This window comes from Staphylococcus rostri (genome assembly GCF_002902145.1).
GTDB classification, from domain to species: Bacteria; Bacillota; Bacilli; order Staphylococcales; family Staphylococcaceae; genus Staphylococcus; species Staphylococcus rostri.
Map to the genome: position 1 here is coordinate 1 of NZ_PPRF01000069.1, position 16,803 is coordinate 16,803.

Here is a 16,803-nt window from a genome sequence, read left to right on the forward strand (position 1 = left end):
CGTGATAATATAGTTATAAAGTTCGAATTATTCAAAGGAGGCTTTTTTGTCATGAGTGCAAAAATTTTAGATGGGAAACAAATTGCGAAAGACTATCGTCAAGGTTTACAAGATGAAGTTGAAGCATTAAAAGAAAAAGGATTCACACCTAATTTATCCGTTATTTTAGTAGGTAATGACGGTGCGAGCCAAAGTTATGTGCGTTCTAAGAAAAAAGCAGCAGAGAAGATTGGCATGATTTCAGAAGTCATCCACTTAGATGAATCAACATCAGAAGCAGATGTATTAAAAGAGTTAGATCGATTAAACAATGATGAAAGTGTCAGTGGTATTCTTGTTCAAGTACCACTACCAAAACAAGTCGATGAGCAAAAAGTATTAGATGCCATTGATCCGGCTAAAGATGTGGACGGTTTCCACCCTATCAATATCGGACGTCTCTATTTAGACGAAGCCAAACTCATCCCTTGTACACCACTTGGCGTTATGGAGTTATTAAAACACGCAGAGATTGATTTAGAAGGTAAAAATGCTGTTGTGATTGGTCGTAGTCACATCGTCGGTCAACCAGTTGCCAAACTTCTAACACAACAAAATGCAACAGTTACGGTATTACATTCACGCAGTCAAAACATTCACGAACACTTAAAAAATGCAGATGTTATTGTCAGCGCTGTCGGACGTCCTGGCATGGTGACGAAAGATGATGTCAAAGAAGGTGCTGTTGTAATTGATGTCGGGAACACACCTGATGAAAATGGCAAACTTAAAGGTGATGTCGATTACGAAGCGGTTAAAGAAATTGCCGGCGCGATTACACCGGTACCTGGTGGTGTCGGTCCAATGACCATCACAATGGTGCTTAACAACACATTAATCGCAGAAAAAATGCGTCGTGGTTTAGAATAATTTATATGAAAGCGTACAGTCGATTGAGATTGTACGCTTTTTAAGTATATATATTTAATCTTTTGGTGTTACGCACACTATTTATGCATCAGTTTCTTTATAAAAAGATAAGAGGCAGAATGGCTAATCATGCCATCCCACCACAAAAGATGTAGAACCACGAAAAAAAAGGCACATACGCCGCGCGTATGTGCCTTTTCCTTTTTGTTGGTACCAATCTTATAGATGGTGACCGTGTGCACCTTGCATAACCCAGTATGAACCGATAACTGTAACAAGTGTGATAATAATGGCGAAAGTAACTTTTGCAAGTTGTAATCGACCATCTTTACCTTCAGTTAAGTGCATGAACATAAGGAGTTGTAAGAATGCTTGGATAAATGCAAAACCGAAAATAATCGTAATTTTAGCATTTAATGTTAACGATGTGTAAAGAGTCACGAAAACTGCAAGTAACGTTAATATAATTGAGGCGATAAAGCCCATTGTATGTTTTACTAAAGTACTCATCCGCTATACACCATCCCTATCATATATACGGCAGTGAAGATGAAGACCCATACAACATCTAAGAAGTGCCAGTATAAACTTGAAATAAATAATTTCGGTGCATTGTATTTATTCAATCCACGTTTTACTACTTGGATTAATAAACCAGTGATCCATACGATACCTAAAGATACGTGAAGACCGTGAGTTCCAAGTAGGATGAAGAAACTAGACCAGTATGATCCGATAGTAGGGTTCGCACCTTCATGTGCATAGTGCGCGAACTCGAAAATTTCGAATCCAACAAACCCAATACCTAATAATACTGTAATCGCCATCCAGATCAAAAGTAAATTTTTCTTTTCTTGACGCATGTAGTAAATCGCAATACCACAAGTATAAGAACTTGCTAAAAGTAAGAATGTCATGATTAATACAAGCGGAAGTTCGAACAATTCAGTTGTCATCATGCCGCCGTAACTACCACCATGTTGCAAGATTAAAAGTGTTGCGAAAAGCGTACCGAAAAGGGCAAATTCAGCTGTAAGGAAGATCCAGAAACCTAGCTTGTTTAAATTTCCTTCATGCGTACGTGAATCAATTGTAGTGACTGCATTATTACTCATGACTCATAGCCTCCCTTTCTTCCTGACGTGCTTTTCTTAAGCGTGCTTCAGTTTCAGCAACTTCGCTAGCAGGAATGTGGTAACCATGATCTTCTTGGAAACTTCTCCAAATCATTAATCCACAAATACCTACCAATGAAAGAATCGCTGGAAGGATTGTTTCAAATACTAAGAAGAATCCTCCAATGAAGAAGAATACACCCATCCAGAAACCGATATGTGTGTTATTCGGCATATGGATGTCACTGTAATTATGGTTATCTAGATAATGTCTACCATGTTGTTTCATTTCAACAAATGTATCAATATCATCCCAATCAGGTGTAATCGCAAAGTTATATTTTGGTGGGATTGCAGATGCCGTAGACCATTCTAAGCCACGACCTAAACCGCCCCAGTTATCACCAGTTGCTTCACGTGGTGCTTTGATGTGACTGTACACAATGTTTCCTACGAAGATTAGGAATGCAACTGACATCATACCTGCACCGATTGTAGAGATAAGGTTCAATAAGAACCAACCTTCTTCAGGTGCATAAGTGTATAAACGACGTGGCATACCATCAAGACCTAAGATGAATTGTGGTAAGAATGTCACATTGAAACCAACCATGAAGATCCAGAAGAACCATTTGTTAGGTTTTTCAAATAGTTTGTATCCCATTGCTTTTGGATACCAGAAAATCATGGCAGCGAAACAAGCGAATACAACACCCGCTACGATTGTGTAGTGGAAGTGTGCTACTAAGAAATATGAGTTATGGTATTGGAAGTCAGCAGACGCCATTGATAACATAACCCCAGTTACCCCACCGATTACGAAGTTCGGAATGAACGCAAGTGAGAATAACATTGGTGATTCAAATGTAATACGACCTTTGTGAAGTGTGAATAACCAGTTAAAGATTTTCACACCTGTTGGTACAGAGATTAACGCTGTACTAATTGAGAAGAATGAGTTAACTAATGCACCATTACCCATTGTGAAGAAATGGTGAACCCATACTAAGAAACTTAAGAATGCGATACCGCCAGTCGCCCATACCATGCTTTGATGACCGAATAGACGTTTACGCGCAAATGTTGGAATAACCTCTGAGTAGATACCGAATGCTGGAAGAACAAGAATGTAAACCTCAGGGTGCCCCCATACCCAGAAGAAGTTTGCCCAAAGCATTGGCATACCACCGTTTGCTACTGTAAAGAATGCAGTGTCGAAAATTCTATCAGTAGTCATTAATGCAAGTGCCACAGTAAGTGGTGGGAATGCTAATAAGATAATTAACATTGTAATAAATGTTGTCACAACGAACATTGGCATTTGCATGAATTTCATACTTGGCGTTTTTAAACGCATGATTGTAACAAAGAAGTTGATACCAGTCATAAGTGTACCAAGACCTGCAATTTGAATTGCGATAAGGTAATAGTTAACACCTGGACCAGGACTAAATTCACCAGCTAATGGTGCATAGTTTGTCCAACCTGCAGCAGGTGATCCACCGATAATAAATGAAAGGTTGAATAATAACATACCTGCTACGAATAACCAGAAACTAATGTTGTTTAGTACTGGGAATGCAACGTCACGTGCACCGATTTGTAATGGGATAATGATGTTCATTAAACCAATTACAAGTGGCATCGCCATGAAGATGATCATGATTACACCGTGAGTTGTAAAGATTTCGTTATAGTGATTTGAGTCTAAGAATGGGTTGTCCGGTACTGTTAATTGGATACGTAATAGGATTGCATCGATACCACCACGTACAAACATTAACACGGCACAGATTAGGTACATTAAACCAATCTTCTTGTGGTCGACTGACATGAACCATTCCTTGTATAAATATCCCCAAAGCTTGAAGTACGTAAGCGCTGCAATGACACCAATTACTAAGAACGGTGCACCGATTTGCGCCATGGTAATCATCCAGTTACCACGTACTAGAAGCTCATCCCATGGAAAGTTCAACATTAATGTCCACCTCCACTTTTATGATCTTTGTGTGCCTCAGCATTTTTGGCACCTTTGTGCATTGATTCCATTTCGTTCATTGTATGTTCCTCTTCCTTCTTGAACTCATTAGTATATGGTTCATCATTTTTCAGGATCGCAGGTTTCATACCATGACGAGGGTAGTTCTCATTTGTAACCGTCACTTGACGTGCTGGTTTGTTAGGTTCGCTTAGAACGCCTTCAGTTTGATCATGTGTGAAGTTCAAGTCCTTCTGAACAAAGTTGAAACGTTTGTATGCATGGAAAATGTATTCCGGATCAGCAGCCGGGTCTACGAATGCCATGTGCGTACCACTGAATGTTAACGCTTCGTTTTTCGTGATAGGTAAAAGTTGTTTGTCGAAAGTATCTTGATCAAGCACTTTCTCTGATTGCGCTTTTTTCACCCATTCATCGTATTTTTGTTGACTTACAGCATTAACTTGGAAAGTATGACGTGAGAACCCTTCACCGTTGAAGTTAGAGTTACGGCCACGATATGTGCCTTCCTTATCAGCTTGTAAAGTCCACTCCATTGTCATCGCAGTCATCGCGTATTTTTGACCGTGAAGTTGAGGAATCCAGAAACTTGTCATTGCGTCCATCGCTTGAAGCTTGAACGTAATTGGACGGTTTGTTGGGATTGTTAAATGGTTTACCGTTTCGATTTTCTCTTCCGGATAAGCGAAGAACCATTTATAACCACCGCTCACTGCATAGATCACAATCGGATCATCTTCAGCTTTAGGTGGCTCCTCAAAATGATAGAGTGATTTAACAGTTGGAATCATTAATGCAACTAAAATAAGTACAGGAATGATAAACCAAACCGTTTCAAGAAGTACGTTGTGGTGCATTTTACCTGATTCTGTTGTTTTCGTGTAACGGTATTTCCATGTGAAAACAGCAAAAAGGATCGATACAACCGCAACAATGCCAACCATGAAGATAATTGAGTAGATAATCAAAAATCTCAATTCACTTGCCATTGGCCCTTTTGGGTTTAATACTTCCATGTTAGAGCAACCTGCAAGTAAAAACAGACTTCCAAACGCTAGAAGCAAAGACTTTAATTTTGACACTTTTTTTAACCTCCTAATACTACAAATGTAGGGCTTATATCAATTTTAAAATAATATGTAATATTTACAAGAGGGTTTTTGTTATTTTACTAAATAAAAATTATGGATGATGTTGTCACTCTAGGCGTGGCAAGGGCTGAGTGGGCCTCAAAAAATATGTGTACATTTTGTGAAATGGGTCAAATTGATGAATATAATGCAAAATCGGTGGAACACTAACATTACCAACAGTTGGAAACGCTTTCTAATTTACGCTAATTGAAAATGTTTATCACTAAATCGAGGGGATTTGATTTAAAGATGTAGGGAATTTACTTATAGTGTGTAAGCGCGTTGATTTGTAAAATGATAATTAGTTATAAGACATAATATTATAATAAGAAAAAGACCGACCAATGTAAGCAGTTACAATGACGTTCCTGTTACTTGTCAGCCTTTTGAACTTGCGTTATTTCGGTGCATCAACCACTTTGATGACACGTGAAGATGTTTCAATGGCGCCATCTGAGTCAGCGACTTGATATTCGAGTTGATATGTACCTTTTTTAGACGTATCAAAATGACCATTGACCTTTATTTTGTCAGTCAGATCGCCGTCTTCTTTGTCGTATGCAGTAACACCAGCTAATGGGTTATACGTTTTACCCACTTCTACAATTGTATCTTCTATCCCTTTGATAGATGGTACTGAATTGGATGTTGCTTCCACACTGAGATTTGGCGTAACTAAAGTTGCTGAAACACCAATAGCTGATAACGATTGAAGTAATTTGTTCATAGTGTGTGGTCCTCCATTCTGAATGTACTGTCACAACCTATTATACATTTTTTTGAACAAGATGGAATCCTACTATGGACTTAAAAGTTTAAATTTTTGTAAACGCTTGTTATCTCACATACTATCCTAGACGTACGTTTTATTTCCGTTATGTGATGGTTTAGTGAATAATATATAGTAAATACTTTAAGGAGTGATTGTCGTGTTAACACAAGAAGAAAAAGGGATTATTTTAGAAACTGTTCCTGTATTAAAAGAAAAAGGAACAGAAATCACATCACGTTTCTACAATAGAATGTTTACTCAACACCCTGAATTACGTAATATGTTTAACCAAACAAACCAAAAGAAAGGTTTTCAATCAACAGCATTAGCGCAATCAGTATTAGCTGCTGCAATGAATATTGAAGACTTTACGCCTATCGTACCAATCGTTAAAGAAGTTGGTTACAAACACTGTGCCTTAGATGTACGTGAAGAGCACTACCCTATCGTTGGTGAAAACTTATTAGCTGCAATTCAAGACGTTGTTGGTGTTGACGAAAACCACCCAATTATCAAGACTTGGGCGAAAGCATACGGTGTGATTGCTGATGCCTTTATCTCAATTGAAAAAGACATCTACGCTGGTATGGCTTGGCAAGGTTTCAAACCTTTCAAAATTGATAAAATTGAAGAAGTTACACATAACATTAAAGCGTTCACTATCGTTTCTGAAGACCAAGACTTAAGTCAATTCGTTCCAGGTCAATATATTACAGTTGATGTTGAAAGCGAAAAATTACCTTACCGTGCAAAACGTCACTACTCAATCGTTGATGGTGGTAAAGACTTCATTACATTCGGTGTTCGTCGCGAAGTAAGTGAAGGTCATGAAGGTGAAGTTTCAACAATCTTACACGATGAATTCAAAGAAGGCGACATGATTAACTTATCTGCACCAGTTGGTGGCTTCCAAGTACACAATATTGAAAAACCTCAATTATTCTTAGGTTCAGGTGTCGGCGTAACACCATTAGTATCAATGTACCGTCACGCAGCACAAGCTGGTTCAAACGTTAAATTCATCAATGTTGCTGCTTCAGAAAAAGACGTTGCTTTCAAAGCAGAACTTGATAAGATCACTGAAGATGCCAAAGACGCGACATTACACACACATTTACGTGACCAAGAAGGTTACTTAAAAGCAGAAGAACTTAAAGGTTACTTAGCAGATGACACAGAAGTTTACATCTGTGGTGGTACACCTTTCTTACAATCAATGATTCAAGAATTAGCTCAATTAGGTGTTGACGAAAACCGTATCCACTTCGAAACATTCGTACCACGCCTTAGCGTTGCAATCTAATCTAATTCATTTTAAAGGCTGCCTTAATTGAATGGCAGTCTTTTTTTCATATATATGGTTAACCAGACCTCTTTAAACATCTTAAAGATATTAACGATACATCTGAAACAATGAGCCCCTTTTTACATCAAACATAAAGAAAAGGCAGAACAGCGCAATGCCATTCTACCTCACATATGTTAATTATTGATCTGTACCCATCACTTTGCCAGTTTTGGCATCAATAATAAGTTCTTTATCATTATTTTGATCTACTAACTCTACTTCATAAACAAGTTTGCCATTGTCGTGATTTAATTTCCATTGTTTTAAATCACCTTTCATTTCTTTCTGTGCTGTTTTAATCGCATCTTTATAAGAAACGATATTGTCTAAATCAATGACTTTTTCTTTTTGCGTGTCGTTTTCCATTTCTTGTTCAGAAGCTAACACTTTGTTATCTTTGTCAGACACTTTAACTTCCGCTTCATTGTCACCATTTACAAGGTCCACTTTGTAAATCCATTGACCATTGTCTTCTTTATATTCAAGTGACTTAACTTGACCATCGAACTCTTTCTGTGCTGTTTCAATAGCCTTTTCAGGTTCTGTTTGAACATCTTTCAAGTCAAATGTCATCTCTTTCATTTGTGTTGACTGCTGATCATTTGAGTTGTTTTGATCATCTTTGTCCATGTCATCGTTTTTATCCATGTTGTCGTTGTTGTCATTTGATGTTTGAGATGTTTGTTGGTTATCCGTTTGTTTGTCATTCTGATCATCGTTGTCGTTACCACATGCTGCTAATACGATACCTGCTGATAATAATAAAGCTAAAATTTTAAATTTCATGTTGTTGCCTCCATTTTTTCTCTGTATTTACAGTAGTCTATACCCCCTTTTCAAGATAAAACACCCAATTTTTGAAATATCGGTCGCAAGTATGAGCCTAAGTGAACAAACTTTATTTTATAGATGTCCCTTTTCTACATAAATCAGTAATTACTTCATAACCCTAGAAATAACGTGACTCATATCCCTCATGAAAAATTGTTAGATAATATGTAATATTGGTTGTAAATCATTGAAAGTCTTCTATAAAATGCATTACAATAAACTATGATTTGTAAATAAACACTATTTTAGGAGCAATGTCCGATGAATCGAGGATTTAAGTACTTATTATTTCTTTTAGCATTAATGCTCGTAATTGTTCCTACAATTTTTGGCTTTATGTTATTACAGTCATCAAAAAACGCTTTTGACGACTCCTTTTCTGAATCTGATTCACACGAGTCGAAGTTACGAACGTCAAGCGTTGATGCATCATCAGACCCTGTATCTGTTTTGTTTTTAGGGATTGATGATAGTAGCTCTAGACGCGAAAATGGACAAAGTACAGAACAATCTCGTACTGACGCGATGATATTGTCTACATTCAACCCAGATACTCAACAAATAAGATTATTAAGCATTCCTAGAGATACGCTTAGTTATATACCTGAAGTTGGCTATTACGATAAAATAACACACGCGCATGCTTATGGTGGTCCAGAAGCAACAATGGATAGCGTTGAATCATCATTAAACATTCCTGTCGACTACTATATACGTATTAATATGGAAGCATTTGTCAAAACCGTTGATGAGTTGGGCGGCATTGAATACGATGTCCCTTATGATTTAGACGAACCGAATACCACCGATCAAGGTCGTATTAAGCTCAAAAAAGGAAAACAGTTATTAAATGGGGATCAAGCTTTAGCGATTACGCGAACAAGAAAGCAAGATTCTGATTTAAAACGTGGTGAACGTCAAATGGAAGTCTTAAAGATTTTATTCCAAAAGGCTCAAGATACGAAGTCACTGCGCAAACTGGATGACATAATTGAAATTGTAGGTAAAAATTCCAAGCATAACTTATCATATGATGAAATTCGTTCTCTCGCTGCTACGTATCTAACAGGCGAAGCAACGATTAAATCACAGCAATTACAAGGTGAGAATGAATTATTAAACGGTATCTACTATATTAATCCAGATGAAGATGAACTCATCCGTACAAGTAACTTGTTAAGAAAAGATTTAGGTTTGCCAACATTACAAGACGATGACTTTTTAATTCATCGCGTTATTACACAATATGGCGGTATCCCACCTTTAGCTGAAATTGATGCGTCATTGCTAGATGAAGCATTTCGTCCGTCTGAATATGAAGAAGATACAGATGATAACCTACAACAATTCCCTGACAATTATTCAGAGGAACAAGATCCATATGCGAACCCTGATGCGGTTGACGAATATCCATATGACAGAAGCACATATTATTAATGATTATGATAGGAGGTCTATGCATGTCACGCCATACACATGAAAAAATTAGTCAAATTAATGGCATGTTTAACATGTTAGAGCAACAAATTATTCACAGTAAAGATCATGCACATTTTCGTAATGACTTTTTCTTTGTCAATCATGCACATCGCGAAAATTATGAAGCCCTGCTACTCTATTACAGTGACAGTGAAACAAACCCAATTATTGATGGGGCGTGTTATATTGTTGCATTACCTGAAATTTTCGATGCGATTGATGTGTTCAATGCCCCACTACCATTTTCATGGGTCTATAACGATGATGGTTTAACGCCTGAAATGACGAATTTGAGTGTGCCAATACAATATTTAGTGGCGGCAGCTCTTGAAGTAACAGACGTTCATATTTTCAAACCATCTGGGTATACAATGGGCTTGAATAACTGGAACTCCGTGCAGATGCGCATTTTCTGGCAATATACAGCACTTGTCAGACGCAACGCACAATAACAAATAAAATAACTTTTAAGCGAGATAGCCATCCTTCTATGCATTAGTTGTGATTTCTATCTCGCTTTTTACTTTTTTCAGTATAAATATTGCAACACACTTGTAACTTCTATAATATAGACACAATACATATTAAAGGATGTGTGAGTATGTTTAAAGAAGTGACAACAGAACAAGAATATCAAGATGTCTTAGCAATTAGAGAAGCTGTTTTTATCGATGAACAAGGCGTTACACGTGAGGAAGAATTTGATGAATACGAATCGTCGGCACATTATTTTATTGGCTATGATGAAGACGGCAAACCGATGGCGACCGCACGTTATCGCGGTGTTGGTTCAACAGCAAAAGTTGAACGTGTTGCGGTTATGAAAGCGTATCGCGGTAGAGGTATTGGGAAACAACTCATTGTAGCACTTGAACAAATTGCAATGGAACACGGCTATCAACACTTTAAGTTGGGTGCGCAAACACATGCCATTCCTTTTTATGAGTCTTTAGGTTACAAAGCGTATGGTGATATTTTTATGGATGCAGGTATCCCCCACCGTTATATGGAGAAATATATTACAACGAATCAAGAAAAATAACCGACAGTTTTTTTACAGCGATATATCAAAAAGCAATGTTTTTAAGCACAATCGTCACAACATTGTAAATTGTAAGTACCGACAATATTAAAGTTAAATTACAATCTAATTAAAAAGGCCTATTTATGAGTTCAAAGTCATATAATAATGGTAATCATCTTAATTAAAGATTTACAATTTTAAAAGGAGAAATGAAATGGTTAAAAAATTTGGGTATAAGACACCATCTATGATTGCATTAACAATCGCAGGAACAGCTATGACCGCACACCATGTTGATGCAGCAGAAAACACAACTGCACAAGAGACACCAGTTAACGTATTAAATGATCAAGTTGCCAAACAACAAGGGGAAGTTGCGAAACAACAAACGACAGATAACACGACACCAATCGCTGGTACACAAACGTATCAAGATCCTTCAAAAGTGAATGTTGATACAACAAAAGTCAATGCAACAGCGACAACTGATGCAACTGCTGAAGAAACAGCTAACGATACAGCAACTGAAGCAACAACTGCATTAACACCGGAAGAAGCACCAATTAACGAAGAAGATATTCAACTACATTCTGAAGCTGAAGTTGACCAAGCTGAGCTACAACCTGAATACGTTGAAACACCTGCTAGCACACCAGAAACTGCTACAACTGTACAACCTACAGAAGCAACGACATATGCAACTGAAGAACCTGCTCCAGCAACTACAACTGAAGTAACAACACCATCAACAGAAACAGCTAACGTTGCACTTTACAATAATACTGTAGAAACTGAAGAAGATGTAAATCCAAATGGTCCAACACCCCCTCGAGTTGGCGGTAAAGGCGGTCCTGCTACTGGAACAGCATTTCGCTCTATGCCTGTTGAACGCAAAATGGTACCACCGACATATAAGCCAAAAGTAAACTCATCTATTAACACGTATATCCGTAACAAAAATTATACGGTGCCTAGATATGAAGAAGATTATTCAAGCTTTATTCCACGTTATGGCTACCGTGGTGGCGTAGGTAAGCCAGAAGGTATCGTCATCCATGACACTGCCAATGATTCTTCAACAATTAACGGTGAAATTGCCTACATGAAACGTAACTACAATAGTGCGTTTGTTCATGGCTTTATCGATGGTAATCGCATTGTTGAAACACAACCAACAGATTACCTTGCATGGGGTGCTGGATACCAAGCAAACCAACGCTTTATCCATATGGAGTTAGTACACGTTCATGACTACGATTCATTCGCACGCCAAATGAACAACATGGCAGACTATGTTGCAACAAACTTACAGTACTACGGTTTGCAACCTGACAGTGCTGAATATGATGGTAGAGGTACAGTATGGACTCACCTTGCTGTTTCTAGACATTTGGGTGGTACAGACCACGTTGACCCACACGGTTATTTAAATGCGCACGGTTATAGCTATGCTGAATTGTATGACCTTATTCAAGAGAAATATCAAGCGAAAATGGGTATTACAACACCTGCTGTAACGAAACCAGCTGCACCTAAACCGGTGACACCTACAAAACCAGCAACACCGTCAAAACCTTCAACAACTGTTGTAAACAATAACTTAACAGTTGCAAAAGATTTAGGTTACGGTCGTATTAATACGAAAAACAACGGCCTTTATACAACGGTTTATGATCAACATGGTAAAGCAACAAATCATACAAACCAAACATTAAAAGTAACAAAAACAGCGAACTTAAATGGTAACCAATTCTACTTAATGACGGATGCGAAGACTAATGCATTACTTGGTTGGGTTAAAAAAGGCGATGTTCAGTATCAACACGCACAAGCTGAACAATCATTACGCAAACAATACACAGTTAAACCTGGTACAGTTGTTTACAATGTGCCTTGGGGTACGCAATCTCAAGTGAGAGGTACAACTTCTAAGACTGTAAATCAAGCCTTCACTTCTCAAAAACAACAAAAAATTGGTAGCACACAATGGCTATACGGTACAGTGAATAAAATGACTGGTTGGATTAGCGCAAACAATATCGTTGTCGCACCAAAACCAGCACCTAAGCCAGCTGCAAAACCTACGACTAAGCCGGCAACAAAACCAGCAGTCGTATCACCATTAAAAGTTGTCAACAATACAGGTATGGGTCGTATCAATGCGGCAAACAATGGTTTACGCGTTTCTGTGTATGACAAGTACGGCAAGAAAACGACAGCGACTGATCAAACAATGCGTGTCTCTAAAAAAGCCTCATTGAATGGTCAAGATTATTATTTAGTAACTGACTATGTATCTGGTACACACCTTGGTTGGGTAAAAACACAAGATGTCACGTACCGCCCAAGTGAATATGCACAAGTCATTAATAAAGCCTATACAATTAACCCAGGTAGCAAGTTATATGCGGCACCATGGGGTTCAAGTAAGCAAGTTGTCGGTACTGTAACAGGTAATGGCGCTCAAGCTTTCAAAGCAGTAAGACAACAAAAAGTAGCAAATGACGTTTATGTATATGGTATTTTAAATAATAAAGTACAAGGATGGGTCAACAGCAATATCCTTGCCCTACCGAAAACTGCAGCAAATGTTACAGCTAACGTATCAAAAATTGGTCGTCTTAAACCAACTAACACTGGTCTTAGAGCGACTGTTTATGATAAAGCTGGTAAAAACGCAGCAACTTACGCTGATAAAACATACAAAATCACAAAAACAGCAACAGCAAATAACCAAAACTATGTATTACTTCAAAATACAAATGGCAAAACACCACTTGGTTGGGTCAAAGCTGATGAAGTTTTCACACAATCAATGGGTGCAACAAAACCTGTCAAAGCATCATACACAGTAAACGGCAAAACATCAGGTCTTTATTCAATCCCTTGGGGAACTGCCAAACAACGTATCGACACATTGAAACAACTTGCAAGTCGTACATTTAATGCGACAAAATCTGTTGCTATCGGTAAAGATACATTCCTTTATGGTAACGTTAACCGTAAAACAGGTTGGATTAACAAAAATGATTTAACTGCTGTAAAATCTGTGCCAGTGAAAACAACGGTAACACGTCCTGCGACAAAACCTGTTGCATCACAAACATTGAATCACTCAAATCACTATTTCGTGTTCAACAATAACGGTTATTATTACGCACATGCTGGTGATAAAGTAGCAGCTGGTAGATTAAGTAACTACTATGAAGACTTATTTAAAGTGAGCAAATCATCTGTTGTGAATGGTATTACTTGGTACTATGGTTCATTTAAAGATGGTAAAAAAGGTTGGGTCAAAGCGGCTGATTTACGTTCACAACTTATCAAATATTACGGCTCATCATATACACTTGATCAAGCTGTTAATAAACAACAAGCATTAACATATAAACCACAAGTTCAACGTATTCCTGGAAGATGGCAAGATGCTACACGTGAAGAAACACGTCGTGCAATGGATACACAACGTATCGCTAAAGATCCAGCGAGTATGTACCAATTCTTGAAATTAAACCAATACCAAGGTTTAGAAGCAAGTGACTTAGACAAACTGCTTAAAGGAAAAGGTATTTTGAACGGTCAAGGTCAAGCCTTTAAAGAAGCGGCAATTACACACAACATTAATGAGATTTACTTAATTTCACATGCCCTACTTGAAACAGGTAATGGTACATCTCAATTAGCAAATGGTGGATACGTAAATAGCCGAAATCAAGTTGTAACAAACGAAAGCAAAAAGTATTACAATATGTTCGGCATTGGTGCATTTGACCACGATGCTGTACGCAATGGTTTCAAAACTGCGCAATCAAACGGTTGGGACACAGTAAGAAAATCAATCGTTGGTGGTGCCAAGTTTATTAAAGAGAAATATATCGGTAGTGGTCAAAACACACTTTATCGTATGCGTTGGAACCCACATAATCCTGCCGTACATCAATATGCGACAGATATTACTTGGGCAGACCACAATGCGAAACGTATGAAAAACTTCTACGATCAAATCGGTGAAGTTGGTAAATACTTCGATGTAGACACTTACAAAACAAAATAGAATTCAAAAAAGACAGTTGCATTTTTGATGTGCAGCTGTCTTTTTTAGTAATAAATAACTTCATTTGATTTTATTGTAATTAGTTCGTTCTTGAATGTCATCGTTTCTTAATTGCTCGCTTGCCAAGGCGCCTCACTTCAAATGCTATATAAATATGCCCCCTTTCCATTTGTTTTCTAGAAAAGGAGGCATTTCATTTTGCTATTTTTTTGTTTGATTTTCTTTAATTCTATTATCAAGTTCTTCTACTAATCTTTGGATACCTGGATGTTCCAAATGAATGCCGTCATAAGCAAAGAACTCTGTATGACCAACACCTGCTGAATACCAGTCTACCAACGTCACATGCTTATGTTTTTTAGCTGTTTTTTCTAACAAGTCATTAACATGGTCGCGGTAGTCTCTTGGCACTGTTGTATTAATCAAATAAACATCTGCTTTATCAAACGATTTAACCATTTCTTCAATCTGTGGTTTATCAAAGTCGCCGTTCGTACCTATTTGAATGACAACGACTTGCCCTTCTTTATTATACGCCGCATAGTTTGGCGCGACATTTAACGCCTCTCCCATTGAACGACCGACTTGCGCATCAATCGTTGGCGTTTGGTAATGTTCATCCAAGTAATAACCCATACCTACCGTTAAAGAATCACCGATAAAGAGTGGTGAGAGTTTTTTTGCATCGAATGCTTCGTTTGTTGGTTTTGGTTCAACTTCTGGTTTTTCTGGTACTTTGTCCGCTGCTTTTTGTTCGGTTTTATACGCAGTCATTTTTTGCTCTTGTTTCGCAAAGCTATCAAATTGTCCTGCAAGTACCAGTCCAACCATTACTACTGCCGCTAAAATAATCGGGGTACGAATCATAGATGTTAGGCGTGCTTCTTTCATATAAAAAGCACGTAAGCCGTGACGTCTGAATGGTGTTTCTACAAAACGATATGAGATTTCTGCCATTAAGAACGTCAGCACAATGTCTAACACGTATACGTAAAATGGATATTGCCCTGCTACGAAATGTTTATGCAGAAATGTGATGATAACGAAGTGCCATAAATATAGGCTGTATGAGCGTTTGCCAATGTATAAGAACAGCGGATTGCCCATTGCCTTAGCAAGGAATCCTTTAGGTTGAACGACACTCGCGATAATCAATAATGTTAGTAGCGAAATCGCATAGAATCCGCCACTATACAACCAAAACTGTTGCTCATCCACTATAAAAAATAATGTCAGTAGTCCGACTAATGCGATACTACCTAATGTATCTACTGTGACACGACTCGTTTGGGCAGGATTACTTTTCAATTTAAAGGCTGGCCAGATAAATGCAAATATGACACCTAATAACAATGTTTGCAGACGTGTGTCTGTACCAAAATAAGTACGTGCATTATTAACATCTGGTGCAGATAAATGAAACATCCACCATGCAGATAATAGTGAAATCACTAAAAATGCACATACAACCCATTTTTTACGTTTTAAAAGTTTAAGAACAGCCATCAATACTAAAGGATAGAAAATATAAAATTGTTCTTCTACCGCTAATGACCATAAGTGTTTTAATGGCATTGGTTTAAACTGATCGAAATAATCAATATCTTGGAAAATGTACCACCAGTTGGATACATAAATCAGTGCTGCTACTGCATCGCCTTTGATGGCTTTTAAAATTTCTGGTTCAAAAAATAACACATAGATTACTGAGAATAAGACGACAAACAACATGGCTGGAATAAGGCGTTTAAATCGCTTAAGCCAAAAAGTGATGAGATCAATACGACCATAATTTTCATATTCAAATAATAATAGTGATGTAATTAAATAACCTGAAATTACAAAAAAAGTATCAACACCTAAAAAACCACCTGATAACCATTGGGCATTAAGATGATAAATAATAATGCCGATGACCGAAATCGCACGTAAGCCATCTAAACCTGGCAAATATCTTGGTGGATGATGTAGGCGTTTCAACTCTGAAAAATTCGTATCAGCCATAACTCTATATCTCCTGTTTTAAATTCTTATTTTACAAATTTACTCATATGTTTTTCAATTTACCATATCCTGTTGTTAAAGAGAACAATTAATCAAAAAATCTTAACTTCAACATATAAATTAGTATAAATA

General features: G+C 37.5%; 13 protein-coding genes. 6 read left to right on the forward strand and 7 right to left on the reverse strand.

The genetic code is table 11. The features are described 5' to 3' along the window. Positions 1 to 51: 51 nt before the first annotated feature. A complete protein-coding gene (gene folD / locus CD122_RS09315) occupies positions 52 to 909 on the forward strand; it encodes a bifunctional methylenetetrahydrofolate dehydrogenase/methenyltetrahydrofolate cyclohydrolase FolD (RefSeq protein WP_103358706.1) in 858 nt (285 codons plus the stop codon). A 219-nt stretch (positions 910 to 1,128) separates the two neighbouring features. On the opposite strand, the gene qoxD is transcribed toward folD, so the two are convergent. The 5 genes from qoxD to CD122_RS09340 form a co-directional block, all read right to left on the reverse strand. Beyond that, positions 1,129 to 1,419, reverse strand: coding sequence for a cytochrome aa3 quinol oxidase subunit IV (gene qoxD, locus CD122_RS09320; protein WP_103358707.1), 291 nt, complete (start codon positions 1,417 to 1,419; stop codon positions 1,129 to 1,131). Next, entirely contained in the window at positions 1,416 to 2,024 is a 609-nt protein-coding gene (qoxC, locus tag CD122_RS09325) for a cytochrome aa3 quinol oxidase subunit III (protein ID WP_103358708.1), read from the reverse strand. Before qoxC ends, qoxD begins: the two co-directional genes overlap by 4 nt. Further along, positions 2,017 to 4,002 (reverse strand): cytochrome aa3 quinol oxidase subunit I, encoded by a 1,986-nt coding sequence (gene qoxB, locus CD122_RS09330; protein WP_103358718.1) that lies wholly within the window; start codon positions 4,000 to 4,002, stop codon positions 2,017 to 2,019. Before qoxB ends, qoxC begins: the two co-directional genes overlap by 8 nt. Positions 4,003 to 4,004: 2 nt before the next feature. Then, positions 4,005 to 5,108, reverse strand: a complete 1,104-nt coding sequence (qoxA, locus tag CD122_RS09335) for a cytochrome aa3 quinol oxidase subunit II (protein ID WP_103358709.1) — start codon at positions 5,106 to 5,108, stop codon at positions 4,005 to 4,007. Positions 5,109 to 5,556: 448 nt separating this feature from the next. Then, the gene (locus tag CD122_RS09340; protein WP_103358710.1) at positions 5,557 to 5,886 is read right to left on the reverse strand and encodes an immunoglobulin-like domain-containing protein; all 330 of its coding nucleotides are present in this window, start codon (positions 5,884 to 5,886) and stop codon (positions 5,557 to 5,559) included. A gap of 202 nt (positions 5,887 to 6,088) precedes the next feature. On the opposite strand from CD122_RS09340, the gene CD122_RS09345 reads away from it, so the two are divergent. After that, a complete protein-coding gene (locus tag CD122_RS09345; protein WP_103358711.1) occupies positions 6,089 to 7,234 on the forward strand; it encodes a globin domain-containing protein in 1,146 nt (381 codons plus the stop codon). 183 nt (positions 7,235 to 7,417) lie between these two features. Here CD122_RS09345 and CD122_RS09350 read toward each other — a convergent pair whose 3' ends face one another. Beyond that, complete coding sequence (locus tag CD122_RS09350; RefSeq protein WP_103358712.1) at positions 7,418 to 8,065, reverse strand: PepSY domain-containing protein; 648 nt, start codon at positions 8,063 to 8,065, stop codon at positions 7,418 to 7,420. Positions 8,066 to 8,371: 306 nt separating this feature from the next. Between CD122_RS09350 and CD122_RS09355 the strand changes: the two genes are divergently transcribed. From CD122_RS09355 to CD122_RS09370, 4 genes are all read left to right on the forward strand, one after another. Continuing rightward, positions 8,372 to 9,547 (forward strand): LCP family protein, encoded by a 1,176-nt coding sequence (locus CD122_RS09355; protein ID WP_103358713.1) that lies wholly within the window; start codon positions 8,372 to 8,374, stop codon positions 9,545 to 9,547. A gap of 23 nt (positions 9,548 to 9,570) precedes the next feature. Next, positions 9,571 to 10,041: a DUF2538 family protein gene (locus tag CD122_RS09360; RefSeq protein ID WP_103358714.1), complete on the forward strand. Its 471-nt coding sequence runs from the start codon at positions 9,571 to 9,573 to the stop codon at positions 10,039 to 10,041. 149 nt (positions 10,042 to 10,190) lie between these two features. After that, complete coding sequence (locus tag CD122_RS09365) at positions 10,191 to 10,631, forward strand: GNAT family N-acetyltransferase (protein ID WP_103358715.1); 441 nt, start codon at positions 10,191 to 10,193, stop codon at positions 10,629 to 10,631. A 196-nt stretch (positions 10,632 to 10,827) separates the two neighbouring features. After that, positions 10,828 to 14,667, forward strand: a complete 3,840-nt coding sequence (locus tag CD122_RS09370) for a GW dipeptide domain-containing protein (protein WP_103358716.1) — start codon at positions 10,828 to 10,830, stop codon at positions 14,665 to 14,667. Between the two features lie 201 nt (positions 14,668 to 14,868). Here the strand turns inward: CD122_RS09370 and CD122_RS09375 are convergent, their stop codons facing one another. Beyond that, positions 14,869 to 16,671, reverse strand: a complete 1,803-nt coding sequence (locus CD122_RS09375) for an acyltransferase family protein (RefSeq protein WP_103358717.1) — start codon at positions 16,669 to 16,671, stop codon at positions 14,869 to 14,871. Between the last annotated feature and the right edge of the window lie 132 nt (positions 16,672 to 16,803).